The 18,692-nt window shown below is 43.1% G+C and carries 20 protein-coding genes and 1 pseudogene; 19 read left to right on the forward strand and 2 right to left on the reverse strand.

What is annotated here, in order from left to right:
• The first annotated feature begins 4 nt into the window (after window positions 1-4).
• The 18 genes and pseudogenes from PTRA_RS06840 (at window position 5) to PTRA_RS19075 (ending at window position 14,898) form a co-directional block, all read left to right on the forward strand.
• Window positions 5-1,120, forward strand: a complete 1,116-nt coding sequence (locus PTRA_RS06840) for a DUF2586 domain-containing protein (protein WP_058373192.1) — start codon at window positions 5-7, stop codon at window positions 1,118-1,120.
• A 17-nt stretch (window positions 1,121-1,137) separates the two neighbouring features.
• Window positions 1,138-1,572, forward strand: a pseudogene (locus PTRA_RS06845) (phage protein).
• A 15-nt stretch (window positions 1,573-1,587) separates the two neighbouring features.
• Window positions 1,588-1,788, forward strand: a complete 201-nt coding sequence (locus PTRA_RS06850) for a TraR/DksA C4-type zinc finger protein (protein ID WP_058373193.1) — start codon at window positions 1,588-1,590, stop codon at window positions 1,786-1,788.
• Window positions 1,789-1,792: 4 nt separating this feature from the next.
• Window positions 1,793-2,341 carry a glycoside hydrolase family 108 protein gene (locus tag PTRA_RS06855; protein ID WP_058373194.1) on the forward strand — a complete coding sequence of 183 codons (549 nt, stop codon included), beginning with the start codon at window positions 1,793-1,795 and terminating at the stop codon, window positions 2,339-2,341.
• A gap of 13 nt (window positions 2,342-2,354) precedes the next feature.
• A complete protein-coding gene (locus PTRA_RS06860) occupies window positions 2,355-2,744 on the forward strand; it encodes a 3TM-type holin (protein ID WP_058373195.1) in 390 nt (129 codons plus the stop codon).
• Window positions 2,741-2,995, forward strand: coding sequence for a hypothetical protein (locus PTRA_RS06865; RefSeq protein WP_058373196.1), 255 nt, complete (start codon window positions 2,741-2,743; stop codon window positions 2,993-2,995). Before PTRA_RS06860 ends, PTRA_RS06865 begins: the two co-directional genes overlap by 4 nt.
• A gap of 2 nt (window positions 2,996-2,997) precedes the next feature.
• Window positions 2,998-3,264: a putative phage tail assembly chaperone gene (locus PTRA_RS06870; protein ID WP_058373197.1), complete on the forward strand. Its 267-nt coding sequence runs from the start codon at window positions 2,998-3,000 to the stop codon at window positions 3,262-3,264.
• A 47-nt stretch (window positions 3,265-3,311) separates the two neighbouring features.
• On the forward strand, window positions 3,312-3,452 hold the full coding sequence (locus tag PTRA_RS19375; RefSeq protein WP_372761082.1) for a DUF6890 family protein: 141 nt from the start codon (window positions 3,312-3,314) through the stop codon (window positions 3,450-3,452).
• Window positions 3,453-5,213 carry a phage tail tape measure protein gene (locus PTRA_RS06875; RefSeq protein ID WP_058373198.1) on the forward strand — a complete coding sequence of 587 codons (1,761 nt, stop codon included), beginning with the start codon at window positions 3,453-3,455 and terminating at the stop codon, window positions 5,211-5,213. It abuts the gene before it with no gap.
• Window positions 5,210-5,545, forward strand: coding sequence for a DUF2590 family protein (locus PTRA_RS06880; protein ID WP_058373199.1), 336 nt, complete (start codon window positions 5,210-5,212; stop codon window positions 5,543-5,545). Before PTRA_RS06875 ends, PTRA_RS06880 begins: the two co-directional genes overlap by 4 nt.
• A complete protein-coding gene (locus tag PTRA_RS06885) occupies window positions 5,545-6,738 on the forward strand; it encodes a baseplate J/gp47 family protein (RefSeq protein ID WP_058373200.1) in 1,194 nt (397 codons plus the stop codon). Before PTRA_RS06880 ends, PTRA_RS06885 begins: the two co-directional genes overlap by 1 nt.
• Window positions 6,738-7,367 carry a hypothetical protein gene (locus tag PTRA_RS06890; protein ID WP_058373201.1) on the forward strand — a complete coding sequence of 210 codons (630 nt, stop codon included), beginning with the start codon at window positions 6,738-6,740 and terminating at the stop codon, window positions 7,365-7,367. The genes PTRA_RS06885 and PTRA_RS06890 overlap by 1 nt, the downstream gene beginning before the upstream one ends.
• A gap of 3 nt (window positions 7,368-7,370) precedes the next feature.
• Window positions 7,371-10,145, forward strand: a complete 2,775-nt coding sequence (locus PTRA_RS18885; protein WP_083497505.1) for a phage tail-collar fiber domain-containing protein — start codon at window positions 7,371-7,373, stop codon at window positions 10,143-10,145.
• Between the two features lie 18 nt (window positions 10,146-10,163).
• Entirely contained in the window at window positions 10,164-10,655 is a 492-nt protein-coding gene (locus PTRA_RS06900; RefSeq protein WP_058373202.1) for a baseplate complex protein, read from the forward strand.
• A complete protein-coding gene (locus PTRA_RS06905) occupies window positions 10,655-11,344 on the forward strand; it encodes a hypothetical protein (protein WP_058373203.1) in 690 nt (229 codons plus the stop codon). The genes PTRA_RS06900 and PTRA_RS06905 overlap by 1 nt, the downstream gene beginning before the upstream one ends.
• A gap of 2 nt (window positions 11,345-11,346) precedes the next feature.
• The gene (locus PTRA_RS06910) at window positions 11,347-12,108 is read left to right on the forward strand and encodes a hypothetical protein (RefSeq protein WP_058373204.1); all 762 of its coding nucleotides are present in this window, start codon (window positions 11,347-11,349) and stop codon (window positions 12,106-12,108) included.
• Window positions 12,109-13,490: 1,382 nt separating this feature from the next.
• A complete protein-coding gene (locus PTRA_RS06915) occupies window positions 13,491-14,588 on the forward strand; it encodes an endonuclease/exonuclease/phosphatase family protein (RefSeq protein WP_058373205.1) in 1,098 nt (365 codons plus the stop codon).
• Window positions 14,589-14,724: 136 nt separating this feature from the next.
• A complete protein-coding gene (locus PTRA_RS19075) occupies window positions 14,725-14,898 on the forward strand; it encodes a hypothetical protein (RefSeq protein WP_157756044.1) in 174 nt (57 codons plus the stop codon).
• A gap of 183 nt (window positions 14,899-15,081) precedes the next feature.
• Here the strand turns inward: PTRA_RS19075 and PTRA_RS06920 are convergent, their stop codons facing one another.
• Window positions 15,082-16,251 carry an MFS transporter gene (locus tag PTRA_RS06920; protein WP_058373206.1) on the reverse strand — a complete coding sequence of 390 codons (1,170 nt, stop codon included), beginning with the start codon at window positions 16,249-16,251 and terminating at the stop codon, window positions 15,082-15,084.
• Window positions 16,252-16,675: 424 nt separating this feature from the next.
• Window positions 16,676-17,623 (reverse strand): sodium-dependent bicarbonate transport family permease, encoded by a 948-nt coding sequence (locus PTRA_RS06925; RefSeq protein WP_058373207.1) that lies wholly within the window; start codon window positions 17,621-17,623, stop codon window positions 16,676-16,678.
• A gap of 108 nt (window positions 17,624-17,731) precedes the next feature.
• On the opposite strand from PTRA_RS06925, the gene PTRA_RS06930 reads away from it, so the two are divergent.
• Entirely contained in the window at window positions 17,732-18,685 is a 954-nt protein-coding gene (locus PTRA_RS06930) for a LysR substrate-binding domain-containing protein (protein WP_058373208.1), read from the forward strand.
• Window positions 18,686-18,692 lie beyond the last annotated feature (7 nt).

An 18,692-nucleotide genomic window follows, 5' to 3' on the forward strand; every position in this document is an offset into this window, starting at 1 on the left:
CCCAATGTCACTAGGTAAAGTGCAAGTTAACAATCTGAATTTAGGGCAAGGCGACATCCAAGGTGTTGAACGACACTTTTTGTTTGTTGGCCGTGCTGGTTCAGTAGAAGAAGAAAGCCAATTGTTTAGCGTTGGCGCGCAAACCGATTTACATAAAACATTTGCCGACAGCCCACTGCGCGATCAGCTTATTGCAGCGCAATTAAACGGCGGCCAAAACTGGACTGCAGCGGCTTACCCACTTGCCGAAGCCGAGACCATTGTTGATGCAATTGACCGCGCCAACGAAGTGCAAAGCTTTGAAATGATTGTTGTGTGCAACGAGCAAAACACCAGCGCCAGCCTAACCGACCTGCACGACAAACTAACATCATTGCAAGCCACATTAGGCCGTTTTGTATCGGCATTGGTTGCCGTACCAGGTATTGATGTAGCTACACAAACATGGTCAACGTATGAAGCCGCAACCATTGCATTGCAAGCCGATATTGACGCGCATTTAGTGGTACCCGTACCGCAATTACACGGTAATAACGTAGGCGTATTAGCAGGGCGATTATGCGACCGCAGCGTAAGTATTGCCGACAGCCCAATGCGCGTAGCAACAGGCAGTGTATTAGGCCTAGGCGCAGCACCGGTTGATAGCACAGGCGAGCCGCTAACACTTGCAACACTAGAAACCCTAGCCAACAGCCGCATGAGCGTACCGCAATGGTATAGCGATTTTGAAGGCACCTATTGGAGCGACGCCCAAACGCTAGACGCAGCAGGCGGCGACTACCAATATCTAGAGCATCTACGCCCAGTGCATAAAGCCAGTCGCGAAGTGCGCGTGCTAGCCATTCGCCGTGTAGCAAACCGCGCCCTTAACTCAACGCCAAATAGCATTGAGCTAAACAAAGCGTACTTTATGCGCCCACTGCGTGACATGAGCAAAAGCACCACCATTTTAGGCACCCAGTTCCCCGGCGAAATTAAACCACCGGTTGAAGGCGATATAACCATTGTATGGACCAGCAATAAAAGCGTAGTTATTTACATGGTGCTACGCCCATACAACAGCCCTAAAGAAATTACCGTAAACATCATGCTTGATTTAAGCAGCAACCAGGAGCAATAAACATGCGTTTATCAGGAATGAATTTTAACGTGAACTTGGGCGACATAATGATTCAAGTTGATACGGCATCACTGGCCATTACCGACAACAGCGCAGTAAGCCAAACGGGCGGCGTACCCGACGGCTCAGTAGATGGCGACGTATAGGCCAGCGGCGAACTATCGGTAAATGCCAGTAACTTTGCGCTTATATCAAATGCGGCAAAAAGCGCCGGTTCATGGCGTGGCATGCAAACATTCGACATTATGTTTTATGCAAAAACCAGCCAAGACGAAATGAAAGTAGAAGCCTTTGGTTGCCGCATTAAACTAAGCGACATTTTAGACATAGACAAAAAAGGCGGCAGCGCCAGCTTGTTTAAAATTCCGTTTGATGTAACCAGCCCAGACTTTGTAAACATTAACGGTGTGCCGTATCTGCGCCCCGACGAAATTGAAAACATAGTGCAATAAAAAGGCAGTTAGTAAATGGATGATCTAGACCGCCTAGTGCTTGCACAGGAACGCGCTGAAAAACACTTTGTTGATCAGCGCCTAAACGGACTTAACAACAGCCGCGTGATCAGTGCAACGGACTGCATTGATTGCGGCGACCCAATACCAAAAGCGCGGCAACGTGCCATTGCAGGTGTACAGCGTTGTGTACCGTGCCAATCGTTAAGCGAGTAGCAAAATGAATGCATTAAAAATTAGGTTAATAGGCGAGCTAATAAAGCGCGAAGGCGGTTACGTAAACGACCCAACCGACCGCGGCGGCGAAACCATGTACGGCATTACCAAAGCGGTAGCCCGTAACTATGGCTACAGCGCTGCAATGGTTGACTTGCCGTACCACACAGCATTTTTAATTCACGAACAGCGCTACTGGGCACCACTAAAGCTAAGCGGTGTAAGCCAATTGAGCGAAGCATTAACAGAGCAGCTATTCGATTTTGCGGTTAACTCAGGCGTGTTAAACGCAGGTAAAGCACTGCAAAAGGCGCTTAACGTACTTAATAAGTGCCAAACGCTATACCCCGACTTGGTAGTTGATGGCATAACTGGCAGCCGCACCATTAAGGCGCTAAATAGCTATGCTGCAGCCCGAAAAAACGACGGTTTAAACGTATTAACCCGCGCAGTTAGCGGGCAACGCATTAGCTTTTTAATTGACATAGCCGCCAATGACGAAAGCCAAGAAAAATACACCTACGGGTGGTTACACCGCGTAGTTAATTTGTAAAGGAGCACTGATCATGGGCTGGTTTTCTAAAATATTAGGTACAAACCCAATTGAAGCAATTGGCAAAGCGGGCGATGCGTTATTCACATCAGACGAAGAGCGCCAGCAGCTAAGCAACGACCTACTAGAAATAAAGCAAAAGCCCATGTTAATGCAGGCCTTAGCAAATACATTATCAGCGCAGCATCGCTCAATGTTTGTGGCAGGTGCACGCCCATTTTTGCTGTGGGTATGTGGCTTTGGCTTTTTGTTTACCTTTTTAATTAACCCTATTTTGCAATGGATTATGCCAGAGGCCGGAACGCCAGAACTACCAACCGACGTAATGATGGAATTAACGCTCGCATTACTTGGCCTAGCAAGTTTAAGAACAATAGAAAAAATTAAAGGAGTAGCCAAGTGAAAGAAGTAGCCGACTGGATAATGGTAGCCATTGCATTTATTAGCCTAGTGCTAACCATATTAGTGCCGCTGTTAGTGAGCCTATTTAGCGCCCACAAAGCAACAGCCAAAGAGCTAAGCGACCACAAAACCCATGTGGCCGAAACGTACGCCACTAAAACCGACTTTGAAAAATTAACCGATCGTATGGAAAGCCGTATTAAAGACGGATTTGAAACACTCGAAAAACTATTAACCAAATCTAAGGAATAACCATGAAACAAACAATTACATTAACAATCGCAGGCACCGACTTTAAATTTAACATGACAGTGCAAGACCACAGCGACTTTGTAGACTCGGTAGCGCGTGGCGGCTCAATGACCGCAGCATCACACAACATGGTTATGCGTACCATTGGCGACGAGCAAAAAGAAGAACTTAAAAAAGTACTTGAAAGCTCGCCAGGCTCAGAGCTGCAAATAGCATCAATGCTTAAAACAGAGTTTTCACCAGTGCTGGAAATAACCGTAAAAAAATAGAAGGGCTGATTGATTCAATCGACTCGAATCAGCTAGAGCAACTATTTATTTTACGTCGTCACTTTTTACCACATGAGCAAGACGACGAGCAAAACCTAGCCCGCGCCGGTTGGCTGTATAAAAACCAGCGCGAAAACCTAGAAAACATAATAACCAATGCAGTGTGCAAAGCCTTTGGGGGCAAGTAAATGAGTTTACCGCAGTCGCTAATGTTTACCGTTGGAATGATTGACCAAATTACTAAGCCTATTGCCAAAATAAGCAGTAGCCTTAATGGGTTAACCAACGACTACCAACGCGGCACCATGAAAATGGCGTCGGGCGTTGCGGGTATTGCGGGCGCAGGTTATGCGCTACAAAACGCACTTATGCCAGCCATAGAAATGGACCGCGCACTGGGCGAAGTAAGCTCGCTTGGTGTGCGCGAGTCTGCATTAAAGCAACTAACCGATACATCATACGAATTTGCCCTTAAGTACGGCAAATCGTCTACCGAATTTGTTAAATCGAGTTACGACATACAAAGTGCCATTGCCGGGCTTAACGATGCCGACCTATCGGCATTTACGCTATCGAGTAACGTATTAGCTACGGCCACTAAATCAGACGCAGGCACTATTACCAATTACATGGGCACCATGTACGGTATTTTTAAAAACCAAGCCAACGAAATGGGCAAAGGCGAATGGGTAGAACAACTAACCGGCATGACCGCAACCGCAGTACAAGCGTTTAAAACCACAGGTACTGAAATGTCGAGCGCGTTTACCGCCATTGGTGCAGAGGCAACCAGCGCCGGTATAAGCATGAGCGAGCAAATGGCGGTGCTTGGTACTTTACAAGCCACCATGTCGGGCAGTGAAGCGGGCACAAAATACAAATCGTTTTTAGGTGGAGTAGGCAAAGCCCAAGACGCGCTAGGCCTAAGCTTTACCGACAGCCAAGGCAAAATGTTGCCAATAATCGACATACTAAACAAAATAAAAGGTAAATACGGCGAAACCATAGACGTAGCCGAAGGCGACGAGCTTAAAAAAGCATTTGGATCAGCCGAAGCCGTTGGCACCATAAAACTACTCATGAACGACATTAACGGCCTAAGTAATTCAATAAACGAGCTGGGTAATGTTTTTGGTATGGAAAAAGCCGAAGAAATGGCGCAAGCAATGACCGACCAAACTGAGCGCCTTGGCCAAAGTTGGTATGTTATACGCGCCGCATGGGGCAGCGCAATACTGCCGGTATTTAACGACTTTGTAGGCCTAATTGCCGACATGGGAACTGGCGTTGTGTGGTTTACCGAAGCATTCCCTAATTTAACAAAATGGATAGGTTACGCAGCCGTATTCATATTAGGTTTTATAGCAGCAGGCGGGCTAATTTCAGTAGTTATGGGCGGTGCAACTATGGCCATGACCGCATGGAATACAGCAACAATGATTGGCAGAGGGATAAGTGCAGCATGGACAGCGTCAATAGCGATTTTAAAAGGCGCAATGCTGGCACTTAACATTGTTATGTACGCCAACCCAATTTTACTAATAGTAGCGGGCATAGCTTTAGCAATAGCCGCCGTTGGTGCGTTAATTTACTACTGGGACGACCTAAAAGCCACTATGGGCGAATGGGGTTGGATAAAAGCAATTGTAGGCGTGTTTACCTCTGTTTGGTCAACCGTTAAAAACTTATTTACTAGCTATCTAAATTGGTGGATAGACAAAATAAACATGTTGCCAGGCGTAGACGTAGAGCTAATAAGCTCAGGTTCTAACGCCAGCACATCAACCATTGACGCAATAGAGCCAATCAGAAGTAAAGCCGAAAAAGGCGGTATTACGCAGCAAATTAGCAACGCCAACCAACAAAAATCAACCAGCGTTGGCACGGTTAACGTGTACCCAGCTAAGGGCGAAACTAACTTTATGAACTTTGTGGAAATGCAGTCATGAGTATTTACAGCGACCTACATATTAAACACGGCGATGTGGTGTTAGACGCAGGCAACAGCCCAACCTATTTAACTGATCGTGACGTAATAGCCCAAGACATAGTGCACGCCATTTTAGAGACCGGCCTTGCAAACTTATTAGTAAGCGACCGAGGAACTGGCACAACACAAGACACCCAAACCCAAATAAAACTATTGGTAGAAGACGACGTGCGCATTATGCCAGGCACAGTGCAAGTACAACAAAACCAAAACCAACACGGCCAGTGGTGGGTACATGCTAAAACTATCGAGTTTGGCGCTATTTCATCATTGATCATAGAGGCGCAATAATGGCTGAACTAACCCCAACAATTAACTTTAAGCGCATTGTAGAAAAAGCGGGTATACCTACCACAGAAGACGGGTGGAAAACGCTATTTAAACAAGAAGTAGACGCCCAAGGCAGCATTATTGCCAACGACTCACCGTACTCACCTTTTTGGCGACTAATAAGCGCCATTGTGGCAAAACCTGCCACATGGTTAGTAAACAAGGTTTTAATTGAAACCATACTGCCTAACCTGTTTTTACAAACCGCCACTGATAGCGAATTTATTGAAGCCAAAGCGTGGGAGCACGACCTAACCCGTAAAAGCGAAACCCGCACCCAAGGCAAAGTGCGTTTTAACCGCGCCGCCAATGCAGGGCCAAGCCTATTAATTAGCGCCGGTACCGTAATACAAACCGATGCCATAAACGGCACGGTTTACCGTGTGCTAACCATTAACGACGTAATATTACCCGAAAACCAAACCAGCGTATTAGTGCCTGTAATAGCAGAGCACGCAGGCGCGGCCTATAACCTAGGCACAGGGTATTACCATATTTTACCCGAGTCGGTTACCGGTATTGGCAGCGCAATTAATGCCGACGACTGGCTAGACGTACTAGGCGCAGACGCCGAAACAAACCAAGATTTAAAGCTACGCACCCGCAACGCATTTACGGCCGCCGCCCCGTGGCACATTGACGCAGTTTACCGCGCCATGCTAACTGCGCGCTCGGGCTTAAATACCGACAACATATTTTTTGAACACGATGCACCGCGAGGCCCAGGCACGGCCAACGCATTTATATTGCTCGACACTGGCGAGCCATCGACCGCACTTATTAGCGATTTAAACGAATACGTAATGGAAAAAGGTTTTCATGGCCACGGCGACGATTTACTAGTAGCCGCCATGCCAGGCGTAAACGTAAATGTTGAGCTAACGGTTTACCCGCACAGCTACTTGCTCGAAACCCAAGTAACTGCATTGCTAACAAACGTTGAAAACTTTATACGCAGCGCATTTAGAGAAAACACCAACTACGCAGCCACCCGAACGTTACCCGCAAGCCGCTTTAGCTTTAGCCGTTTAGGCCAAGAGCTGCACCGCGAGTTTGAAGGAATCGACTCATTAAGCTGGGGCCAAGGCGATATAACCAGCCAAAACAACGTGCCACGTTTAACCACCCTTAGCGTAAATAATGGTAATGCGTAATGAACATTAACTGGCAAGCCCTAACAAAAATGCCGTACTGGCTAGCCCGCCCAAAAAGCGAGCTAGACAAACTACGCCAAGGAGCAATTTGTTACTGGCAACGCGTAGCCGACATACTCGCATGGCCAGCCAAACAGCTCGACCCAATGACCGCCGAACTAGAGCTAGTGCACTTGCTGGCATGGGAGCGCGACATAACGCAAATACCCAACGAAACCGAGCTAATGTATCGCACCCGTATTAAATACGCGCTGCCATTTGCCAAAGGCGCAGGCAGCAAAAACGGCTGGCTAGATATGTTTGAAAAGCTCGGCATGCCATGGGTAACAATAGATGAGCGCATGAGCACAACCGATTGGGATGTAGTAAGTATTCAGCTACTCGATGCAGACTTAGGCGAGCGCCAAAACCTAATTAGCGCACTGTGTAGGCAGTATGGCCGAACAACACGCCGTTACGAGTACGTAACCATTGCCAAGCAAACACTAGCTGCGCCCCCTAAAAACTTTGATGGCGACAGCGATTACACCGTTGCCAAAATTAACACCAATTTATTACCAGCAACCCGATTTATGACGATGGACAGCCATGCTGAATTTACCGTCGCTAATGTTAAACAGGAGTATTAAACCATGGCACAAGTTATAACCATTGCCGGCGAAAAGTTATTTGCAACCAAAGCACAAGCAAACCAGCAGCTAGATATTGATACGTTTATTTTTGCAAACGTAACAGGGCAAGACCCAGCCGCCGAAATTGACCGCAACGAAGGCATTCCAACCAGCTCTATTGTGCACCAACAAAACGTGCAGCAAACAGGCCGTATTAACGACAACGTAGTTGTTTATTCAACCGTACTTGATAGCGTTACGGGCCCGTTTGAATTTAACTGGGTAGGGTTGTACTCGTCAGTAAATCAAACATTAGTAGCCATTAGCCATGTACCAACTGTTGCCAAAACAATTACCGCGCCAGGCAGTGCCGGTAACACACTAAACCGTAACTTTGGTATTGAGTACTCAGGCATAGCCGACTTAGCAGGTATTAGCGTATCACCCGAAACATGGCAGTTAGACTTTAGCGCCCGCTTAAGCGGCATGGACGAACTAACCCGCCAGCTAGCAAGCGACATGAACGGCAAAGACTGGTTTATTGATGATGGTTTTAAAGTAGTACCGCGCTCAACCGCCAATACATTTAGCGTAACACCCGGCGTAGGTTACGTAAGCGGCCTGCGCGTAGAGCTAAAACAAGAGCACACTTTAACACTACAAAGCTACCCACAATTTGTATATGTAGATGCGTATTTTGATGGCAACGCATCTAGCACGTGGACACCACAAGTGGCTTTTACTGTGTCTAATACCGAAATGGACGATTATATAGATACGAATGGTGTTCATCATTATGTACTTAAATTAGCAAAAATAACTACTTCAGATAGAGTTGAAAACCTGAGAAATATAAATGGGTTAAAAGAACAAATTGAATTACATAAAAATAATAAAGATGCAGCTCATAACGAAATATATACAAGAAAATTTAAAACAACTGCAATGATGCAAAATGCTGATAAAGGCAGTATTAAATTAGGCGATCTAATTAAAGTTGATGACACTAATGCAGTGTACTTAGTAAGTGAAAAGAAAATAGTTGATGGGTTTGTGGATCTGGAGTTATTGAATGATAATTTTTCACTATTATTGCAATATGATGAAGTATTAAAAACAAATAAATGCGGCGCTATTTTAGATGGGCTAGCAGACCCTACGCCCGCAATTCAAGCTGCATTAAATAAGAAGCCAACTGAACTACATCTTAGCAAAGGGGATTACTCAAAGTTACAGCGTCTTTATATTCCAGAGGAAGTATCAGAAATAACCGCCTCCTTAGATGCTTTTAACTTAAATAAAGATTTAATAAACAAAAGGTTTAGGCGTAAGGGAGTACCCCAAAATCATGGCTGGACTGAAGTTGCGAACGCATTAAGTCCAACATCCTCAAAGCTTATTTTTGTAAGAGAAGATGCTTTGACGCGCTTTTATGTATACCAACCATCTAACTTACCTACCAATCGTTTTGTTTACCGATACGACAGAGGAGAAGAGCAATTTGATGGGCCACTCTTTAACCGTCCTTATTTACAGAGACAAATTAACCATTCAGAAATCACGCCAAGAATTAATTTAGGTATTAATGATGCTCATAAAGTTGGCGATTGGATACAAAGCGGTATTTACGAATACTCGGATGTTAGTGGTGATTACATAGAGTGGAAATTCACAGGGACTGCGGCACGCATAAGCTGGCTTAGAAATACGAATGCAGGCTCTGCAATTATTACAATTGATGGAAAGCCTGCAAACCTTGTGAGTGATATTAATATGTATGGTGACGCTGGCTCTCAAAGTACAGAAGTGGCTGATGGTTTATTTTACGGTGAGCATACAATAAGAGTAACAGTTACTAATGGTAAAAATCCGAATTCAACTGGATTTAGATGCTATATAAATGCTAACGCTGGACTTAGGTTTAATGCAGCTTTACCGGATAAAATTTACAGAGGTAATACAACAGATTACCCGGAATTGGTTGCAAGTAAATCGAAGGACTATAGGGTCAGTGATTCAGCCACGACTTATGCTTTAGCTTTTCGCTTAGCGTCTAATGTGGGTGCTAGCACACCTTTTATAGGTTCGGTACACGGTTATGAAAATGTTGATAGCTTCCAGCTCTTTATCGATGGTGTGGAGCAGGAGGACTGGATGGATGGCAATGGAGGATATTCTCGGCTTAGATCTGGATATATGATTCAGTTAAAACATAAAAGCCAGTTGTTCCACCCTGATGATGAAGGCGCCTTTGCTAATATTACGCTAACAGAAACCTACACGGCGGAAGGATATAACCAGTCATATAGTATTGAATGGTTGAAAGATATTTTTAGTGCTAATGGTTACACCCAAATGTGGACAGCTAGCGGGGGTATTGCCGGTGGAGTTTCTGGTGCGCTCAATGGTTGGTGTAATAATGTTTCTTTCTCATCAGGTGAAAACTATTACTTGGATGGAGAACAAGGGGTTGTAGGAAACAATCTAGCTAATCAAGTTTTATTTTGGGGGACACCATACAATATAAGTAACCCTTTAAGAGATGAACTTTCGGGCGATGTAGCTATGTTAGTCACATTTCCAAATTTAACCGAGTCTATGCAAGGGTTTAATGTGGCAAAAACGTCCAAAAGAGATGGCGTGTGGGTTAATGATATGGCAAGGCATAAAAAAATGTACATGCAAACTTTCAGAGCTGGCGCGAGACAAGCTGGAGATATAACTCGAGGGAAAATGCATGTGAAGTTAATTTACGCACCGAACAACGGATGTTATGACGCATTTTCGACTAACTAGGAAACTATTGAGCTTGTTATGCTTACATTAAACTCACTATCAATAACCCTTAAGTCACTTCGCATTACGGCAAGCCAAGAGCTTGCCAGCGAAGATGCAAGCGGGCAAAGCTCAAGTACCGACGTAGCCGAAACGGGTATAAAGGCTAAAACGCTGTCGGTTAATGGTTTATTGCCATTTAACAAAGCTGAGCATTTAGCGGGATTGTTTAACATGGCGGAAGCCACCGAAAGTGGTGCGCGGGCTATTTATCGCATTAGTAACAATACGGCCAGTGCACTGGGTGTTAAGCAAGTGCGCTTTAGCAGCAAAATTGAAGCAGTAGAGCAACAAACCACCCGCCAATGGGCGATTAGTTTTACGCTTGTTGAATATCGCTCAGTACCGCAAAAAGTAGAAGAACGCACACCACAAGCCGAAGCCAACCAACAGGGCGGTAAAAGTAAGGTGCAATATGCAAATATTGGTGATCATCTACAAAAAAACTTTGAATCGTTGAGAACCGTGTAATGACAACCGCCAATGCTCGTTTTATTGCTCGCGCTTATATCAACGATGACAAAGTTGATATGAAAGACCATTGGATAGTGCTGCAAGCATCAACGCCAGGCAACTGCCAAATAACCGTTAACCAAAGCGTTGCTAAGTTAGCGCCGGTTGCGGTTGATTTAGGTTGGGGCGATATGGTCGACCGCGTATTTAACGGTTATGTTGAACGTGTAATGCCCGCCGTAAATGGCTGGTACACACTGTTTTGCCGTGAATGGTCAGCATCACTTGCTTACAATTTAGCGGTAATGCTGCGCCATCCAACTATGCGCCAAGTGCTTGACGAAATCACAGCACAAACAGGCATTGAGTTTGTTATACCCGATAAAGCCTACGCTAATACCGCAATCCCCTGTTTTTACTCTGATAGCTCAGGCTATGCCATGTTAAACAATATCGGCCGTGCATTTCGCATTGCCGATTTTGTATGGTACCAACAAGGTAATGGCAAAGTGTTTGTTGGCAGCTATGCCGATTCGTTTTGGTCCGACAAACCCGTAACCATAGCCAACGAGCTAATGACCGATCATCAATCAGGCAAAGCCGCAAAAATACCCGCTGCCCCAATGATACGGCCAAACGTAATAGCCAACGGCGAGCGTATAACCGCTGTTGAGTTTAAAGGCACAAACATGACGATAAGTTGGTAACAATGGAAAAATCAATATTAAGAATTGTGCGCCGGTTGTTTCCAGAACTAACCGGCCAATTACATTTGCCACGCTGGGGCAGAGTAGTTGCATTGCCAGAACTGCCAACCGATGATGGCGAGCGCGGTAGCGATGCATTCTACCCACGCTATGCGGTAAACGTTCAGCTCATTGACGAAAACGGAACAGACACTAAATCAAAACCACTTCAAGCCGTACCACTACCATTGCCTGGTGCAGGCGACAAAGCAGGCCGATTAGAACCACCGGCTATTAATTCAATTGTAGAAATTGGCTTTGCCTATGGCCGAGCCGATAAGCCATTTATTAGAACCGTATTACCCTTTGGTTGGGACCTACCCGCCATCAAAGAAGGTGAAACTCGCACCCAAGTACGCGAAGGTGTATATCAGCACATTGATGAACACGGCAACTTTGAAAACAAAACCGACGAATCATTAAAAGACATCATCGGCAAATTAGCCGACCTACAATGCGAAACCCGCAAAGTAATAGCAACTAAAGAACAAGATCACCGCAGCCCCAAAACATGGATAGGCAGCGAAGGCGAGAACGTACTTAAACTACTATCAGAACTAATGGCAACAGTAAGCGCATTAGCAAACACATGCGCAAGCCACACACACCCGGGCGTAACAGCAGGAACAGCAAAAACCCAAGCACCAGAACAGTCTGGAGACTTTAGCGGCCAAGCATCACAAGCCGACAGCCAAAAAGGCAGGCTCGACCCAATAACAAAGTAACACACAAACCCCACAATCAAACCCAGCCACGCGCTGGGTTTTTTATTGCCTGCCACTCACTGCAGCAAAGATAACCACGCCAATACAAGCAAGGTAAGTTTAAGCCACGTAAACCAGCCCCACACAGAATGTACGTGACTGAATCCGCACTCTTCCTCACCCTCCTGCGCGCTCTTTATCGTTATTTTTTTACAGTTTTAAAGTACTTCATTTAAAGCGCCAGCCAGCGCCCTATATAAGGTTATTAGTGGATCAAGGATCTGAAAAGATCGAAACTAATTTCACTGTTTTACAGTTTAACCGCCTGTAATTTATAAGAAATAAAACAAAATAGAATTGCTAAACAATAACTTAGCTCGTTTATGTGAGGTTCCAAAGATCAAAAGGGTTTTTAAGGGTTATTAAAAAGAATTACAAAACAGCAACTTAAGCAAAAACAAAACTGAAATTAAAAAAGTGTAATTTTTTTCGCAAAAACCCTATTGCGCGATCTGAAAAGCAGGTTAGCTTAGATGTAAGTAACAAAATAGGTATTTTAAATATAATGGAAAAGCTAGACCGAATCGCAAAACTAAACACAGAAATGTTGGCTGTATTAACCCTATTAATCAGAGACGAAAATTACACAGAACTGAAGCACCAACTATTGGACTCAGCACTGCAAAGGCTTTTAAATAATAGCGAGTCTATAAATCAGGAGTTGTTGAATTGAAAAAGGGCTTAATGCCCTTTTTTATTTTAGAAAACGGAAAGTTGTGTGTATAAAAATGTGTATAAATTAGTTTGAGGTAAAGTAATAGGTTTTTAAAAACAGGGTTTTACATGGGAGTTATCATAGTCGTGCCAATAGATTGTTGCTTGATTTTGCTCTTGATATGCCATGCGTAAAACCTTGAGTAGTTAACTTTAAAGCGCCAAAAATAGCGCCAAGTTACTAAAATTATGAATTATTTAGATTATGGCATATGGGTGAGGGAGTTTATAGTTTTGGGTGAGTAATTAGCTAATTCCACGTTGAGTCAATTTTATAACTATATAATCTCGTCATAACAAATTTAACTGATATTTATTTTCGCTGTTGTTTCAATAGATAAATTAAAGCTACGGTGAGTATTGCAGCGGGTATTAGTCATAAAAATTCACAAGTCATGCTACTGTCCTAATTAGTGTATATTTAATTCACTTTAATATTTACCCTATGTTCTTCAAGTAATGGAGTATTTTTGAAAGAGGTAATTTATGAATGTATAAAAATTATATCAGTTCGTTTTAAATAACGTTCTGAAAACTTTACCCTTTAAACTTTTTTGTTAGTTGTTAAAACAAAGTGGTAAGCTTAGGCGTTAGATGGCTATTACTTATAATTAAAGAGGTTTTTCATCATGTTGTCGGTATTTGTTATTTGTACAGTAGTAACTGTTATAGCAACATTGTTACCTTTATCGCGCCATCCGCACTGGATAGTTAGGGGAATGGACTTTCCGCGTTTACAAATTGCTATTATTGCTTTGTTGTTATTGATAGCTCAGAGTATTTTACTTGATGTGACTGCGCCTATTAGTTGGGGGTTAATTTTAGCCACACTATTTTGTTTAATTTGGCAGTTAACGTGGATATTACCCTATACCCGCATGTGGCGAAGCGAGGTTAAAACAGCAAAAGACGCCAATCCGCAGCACCAATTGAGTATTTTAACCTCTAATGTACTTACCCCAAACCGTAATGCCGATGCGCTTATTGAACTTGTTAATAAGCATCAGCCCGATGTGTTAGTGACACTTGAATCGGACAAGTGGTGGGAAAAACAACTTGAAGTGTTAGAGCAAGCCATGCCGCATAGTGTTAAATGCCCGCTTGATAACCTATACGGTATGCACGTTTACTCACGCTTGACCATTGATGAGCATGAAGTGTCTTATTTAGTTGAAAAAGAAGTCCCCTCAATTCACATTTTATTGCGCTTACGCAGTGGCGATAAAGTCAGAGTGCACTTTGTTCACCCCGCGCCACCAAGTCCAACCGAGAACCCAGAGTCGGCTGAGCGAGATGCTGAGCTTGTTATTGTTGCCCGGAGTGTGGCGCAAAGTGAGCAGCCGGTTATAGTAACAGGTGACTTGAATGATGTGGCTTGGTCGGCGACCACGCGTTTATTTCGTAAAGTGAGTGGCTTATTAGATCCAAGGGTAGGCCGAGGCATGTTCAACACGTTTCATGTGGGTTTCCCTTTTTTACGTTGGCCACTGGATCATTTATTCCACAGCACACATTTTACAATACATTCTATAGAGCGTTTACCTTCGATAGAGTCGGATCATTTTCCGTTGTTTACTCGATTGCAGTTTGCACCGCAAAGCGGCGCTGAGCAGCAAGGTTTAAGCTCAGATGAAAACCATCATCAGTGGGCAAAAGAAATCACTGAACAGCAGGGCGTTAATGAACTCGATGTGCCACAGCCAGGTGAGCCGAATAAGTTTTTGTAATTAATAACCGTTTAAGAAGAAGCGAGTAAGTCATAATGCAAAAATACACATTTGTGCTTTACTATCTCATTGGCAGTTTTGAGTGAGTAATGTTAGCTTAATAAGTCGGTAGCTTAATTGCACTGTGGAGGGACTAATGAATAGGCTTGCACGTAGGGTTATATTGAGTGGTTTAGTAATAGCAGCAGTGGTGTGTTATGTGCTTGGCAATGCAAATGGAGTGTTCGCTTTTATTATGTTTGGTATAGCGCTTGAGCTCTTGTTTTGGTTAACCGTATCGGTAAAAAAAGCGCCCAACATTCGCTCTTAAAACCTACATAGTTATAACAAATAGATAAAAATACCGACAATAAATTTAAATCGTGTCAATAATCAAATGCGGAAGTTTAATAGCAAACAGGCTTAGTTACACAGATTGAATGTTTATAACAAAAAAATGCCGCTCATTTTACTGAGCGGCATTTTTGTATCACTAATTTATATGGTTATTAGCTTAGCCTGCAACGGGTGTGCTACCTGTTGGAATGTCTTTCATGCTTTTAATTAGCATGTAAATACAGGTGGTGGCTAAGCAGCCGCCTAAATAAAGTAAAATACCATCGCTTGCATCAGAGAAGTTAGCTGCAAGCATTGGGCCTAGCACAGAGCCTAGGCTGTAGCTTAAAAGCATGATTTCGGTTGCTGATACAATTTTAGCCATAGGCAAAGAGTCGCAAGCGAGCGTAATGGCAATAGGGTAAAGTGCAAAACTTGCTGCCCCTAACACTAAATAGCTAACAACTAAGCCGCTAAAGCTGGTTGTTTGCAATATACCTAACACGCTTGCTGCACCTAAAAAGCAAAACATTGCCATGAGTAAGTTTTTACCCATACGAGTAGATAAGTAACTTACCAGTGGCTGTACTAACATGCCGCCAAGAATAATAATTGCCATTAACAAACCTGTGTCTTGAGCCTGTTCGCTTTGTGCTGCGATATATACAGGCATTAATCCATAAATTGGCCCCAGTAATAGCCCCGACGCTAAGCACCCTAATATTGCTGGGCGGCTAAGGGTTTTAATTTCTTTTAATGGCAGTTTTTGTAGCTCTTGGCTATCTGGTTGGCCTGATGTAATTAATAACGGTGCTAAAATTGCTAGCAATAATAAACCAACTACAAATAAGTACGGCACAGCGCCTACTGTGCCTAGCGGTGCAATAGCAAGTTGGCCTACTGCGCTGCCGCCATAAAGCGAGGTCATGTAAAGGCCTAAACGTTTAGCACGAGCTTTAGGCGTGTTGGTCATTAATAACCACGACTCAACCACCACAAATACACCTGCAACGGCCATACCAGCAACAAAACGCGCCATTAACCAAACCCCAGCTTTAGGCATAACTAGCTGAGCAAGAACACTTAAAATTAATAAACTAAGAAATAAAATAAAAGCAAACCTGTGGCCTATTTTTACTACTATGCGTTCAATGCATGTAGCGCCAATAAGTAAGCCAAAATAAAATACACTCGCTAGCCATGGGGCAAGATCTACATCGAGTTTAAATGCCGATAGCGATAGCGGGATCAGGCTCATTAAAAAGCCAGAAGCTATAGCAAAAAAAGACAAACCGATAACAGGTGCTAACGGGTTATTTGACTTGCTAGTAGCAACGAATTCTATCATTAGAATTATCCGATTTTAAGGTCATAAATAAACGCTGTTTACCGACTCTGTTTTAAGGCGATTATTTATTGTTGGTTGATTTTGCGGCGAATGTAGGACTCTTTTGAAAGGAAGTAAAGTGATTTTTTATTAATCAATGAAAATAAATTTTTAACTGCACAATTACGTAAAATAAGCGCACAATTGCGACGTGTTTGTGTTTTAAACGTATTAAAATTGTATGGTTTTTGTTATTTTATTTACTTGGTTTAATGCGGTAAAGGCAATAAATTTAAGCCATTGAGCAAACCATTAGTAAGCGTTTTTAAGTTTTAAATAGTTGCGGCACAACAAATAAAAGTAACAGCCTTTAAAACGATTACTTTTATGTGTTGTAAATGAGCGGTTTTAATTTATGCAGCTGAGTTTAAAGTTAAACCTTTGATTACTGCATTAGCAGCGCTAATTGATGATACAAACCAATACCTATTAAAACATTAAACGGAAAAGTAATACCTAAAGAGCAGAGCATAGCCAGGCCAATATTCGCTTCTGGAATGGCGGCTTTTATTGCTGCAGGCGCTGCAATGTATGAGGCACTGGCAACTAGGCTACCTAAAACTACAATTGAACCCATTTCAAGGTGTAAAAGTGTACCGACTGCTACGCCAAGCGTGCCCAAAAATAAAGGGGTAATAATAGCAAATAAAGCTAACTTCCAATGATGCCAAGGCACAGGGCGCAAAGTTTGCGCGGCGGTTAAACCCATCTCAAGTAAAAATAATGCCAGTACAACCTTAAAGCCGTTAGTTAATAAGCTGGTAACTTGGCTACCTTGTTGCGTGCCGTACATTATGCCAATAATTACACCGCCAACGAGTAAAATAACGCTTTTATTGGTTAGTGCTTCGTGCCAAACCGCTTTTAAAGACAGCTTTTTAGTTGGCGCACTTTCTTTATTAAATTTTCTATATATTAGCAGGCCAACAATAATAGCCGGCAGCTCTAGCATCACTAAATACAAAGTTACTTCAGCGCCTACAATCAAACTAGACGACTCTGCGTAGGCAAGCGCAACAGCAAATGTACCCGCACTAACAGAGCCATAATGCGCCGCAATACTGGCACTATTAGCATGAGAAAGTGTAATAACGTACTTTAAAATAGGGTACAGCATTAAAGGAATAAGCCCCCCAAGCAGCATAATAGCCCCCATTTCTGGGAGTAGCTGCCAATTTAAATTACCGTGTAAAACCATACCGCCTTTTAAACCAATAGTAAGCATTAGCAGTAAGCTTAGGGTTTCGTAAGTGGCTTTGGGTATAGCAAGATCAGAGTGTATAAGTCCGGCGATTAAACCTAATATAAAAAACATAACAACAATATCGGGCACGGTGTTTCCTAGCTGTAAAATTAAGTGGCGCTATTGTAGAGAAAACTTTGTATAGTAAATAATAAAATGAACAGTGGTTATATATAGATAACTATCTATGAGGTGGGTATGGATTTAAGGCATATATCGTTTAGATTACTAGAAGTGTTTATGAGTGTAGTAAAAACCCGTTCGTTAAGTGAAACAGCAAGGCAGCTTTATTTAACGCAACCTACTGTTTCACTGCAAATAAAACGCTTACAAGAAGAAATAGGAGAGCCACTAATAACTATGCAACAGCAAAAGTTACAGGTAACCGAGGCTGGCCTTGAGCTATTTAGAACCTGCAAGCAGGTGTTTGCTCATTTTGAAGATTACCAAGATTTTTTAGCCGAATTACGTGGAGGCGAGCGAGGGCGATGTAAAATTGCCATGGTAAATACGGCGCAATATATTTTGCCTAAATTACTCGGCCCTTATAGTAATTTGCATCCGCATGTAGAGTTACCGCTGGAAATAGGCAATCGCGAAGAGGTATTAGCCCGCTTTGAGCGTGGAGAAGACGACATTTACGTTTTTAGCCACCCACCATCGTTAGAGCAAGCCCAAGCTGCTCGGTTTTTACATAATCCATTAGAATTTATAGTGCCTAATAATCATCCTTTATTGAATAAAAAAAACGTAACGTTGGCGGACTTAATGCCATATCGATTTTTACTGCGTGAAAACGGATCTGCCACACGTATGCTATTTGAAAGTGAGCTTCAAAGCCGAGGTTTAATGCTTAGCGATAGCGTACAAATGGCGAGTAACGAAGCCATACGAGTTGCAGTATCGTCGGGTATGGGAATTAGCTTGCTGTCGCATCATGTTTTACCTAAAGGTGATAATAGCTATACAAAACTGCATGTTATCGACACCGATATAGCCAGCCAATGGTACTTTGTAATGCGTACCGACAGACACATTTCGCACGCAGCGCGCAGCTTTTTAAAGTTTGCCCAAGCTAATTTAGAGCATTACCTCGATACAAAATGGGTGCGTAATGAACTCCATACATTACATTTAGAACCTAAAACTTAAATTAAAT

The organism is Pseudoalteromonas translucida KMM 520 (genome assembly GCF_001465295.1).
GTDB classification, from domain to species: Bacteria; Pseudomonadota; Gammaproteobacteria; order Enterobacterales; family Alteromonadaceae; genus Pseudoalteromonas; species Pseudoalteromonas translucida.

What these genes read in the sequence shown, in the direction of transcription:
- PTRA_RS06840 (WP_058373192.1), top strand. Translation starts at nt 5, where the DNA reads ATGTCACTAGGTAAAGTGCAAGTTAACAATCTGAATTTAGGGCAAGGC.
- PTRA_RS06850 (WP_058373193.1), top strand. Translation starts at nt 1,588, where the DNA reads ATGGATGATCTAGACCGCCTAGTGCTTGCACAGGAACGCGCTGAAAAA.
- PTRA_RS06855 (WP_058373194.1), top strand. Translation starts at nt 1,793, where the DNA reads ATGAATGCATTAAAAATTAGGTTAATAGGCGAGCTAATAAAGCGCGAA.
- PTRA_RS06860 (WP_058373195.1), top strand. Translation starts at nt 2,355, where the DNA reads ATGGGCTGGTTTTCTAAAATATTAGGTACAAACCCAATTGAAGCAATT.
- PTRA_RS06870 (WP_058373197.1), top strand. Translation starts at nt 2,998, where the DNA reads ATGAAACAAACAATTACATTAACAATCGCAGGCACCGACTTTAAATTT.
- PTRA_RS06875 (WP_058373198.1), top strand. Translation starts at nt 3,453, where the DNA reads ATGAGTTTACCGCAGTCGCTAATGTTTACCGTTGGAATGATTGACCAA.
- PTRA_RS06880 (WP_058373199.1), top strand. Translation starts at nt 5,210, where the DNA reads ATGAGTATTTACAGCGACCTACATATTAAACACGGCGATGTGGTGTTA.
- PTRA_RS06885 (WP_058373200.1), top strand. Translation starts at nt 5,545, where the DNA reads ATGGCTGAACTAACCCCAACAATTAACTTTAAGCGCATTGTAGAAAAA.
- PTRA_RS06890 (WP_058373201.1), top strand. Translation starts at nt 6,738, where the DNA reads ATGAACATTAACTGGCAAGCCCTAACAAAAATGCCGTACTGGCTAGCC.
- PTRA_RS18885 (WP_083497505.1), top strand. Translation starts at nt 7,371, where the DNA reads ATGGCACAAGTTATAACCATTGCCGGCGAAAAGTTATTTGCAACCAAA.
- PTRA_RS06900 (WP_058373202.1), top strand. Translation starts at nt 10,164, where the DNA reads ATGCTTACATTAAACTCACTATCAATAACCCTTAAGTCACTTCGCATT.
- PTRA_RS06905 (WP_058373203.1), top strand. Translation starts at nt 10,655, where the DNA reads ATGACAACCGCCAATGCTCGTTTTATTGCTCGCGCTTATATCAACGAT.
- PTRA_RS06910 (WP_058373204.1), top strand. Translation starts at nt 11,347, where the DNA reads ATGGAAAAATCAATATTAAGAATTGTGCGCCGGTTGTTTCCAGAACTA.
- PTRA_RS06915 (WP_058373205.1), top strand. Translation starts at nt 13,491, where the DNA reads ATGTTGTCGGTATTTGTTATTTGTACAGTAGTAACTGTTATAGCAACA.
- PTRA_RS19075 (WP_157756044.1), top strand. Translation starts at nt 14,725, where the DNA reads ATGAATAGGCTTGCACGTAGGGTTATATTGAGTGGTTTAGTAATAGCA.
- PTRA_RS06920 (WP_058373206.1), bottom strand. Translation starts at nt 16,251, where the DNA reads ATGATAGAATTCGTTGCTACTAGCAAGTCAAATAACCCGTTAGCACCT.
- PTRA_RS06930 (WP_058373208.1), top strand. Translation starts at nt 17,732, where the DNA reads ATGGATTTAAGGCATATATCGTTTAGATTACTAGAAGTGTTTATGAGT.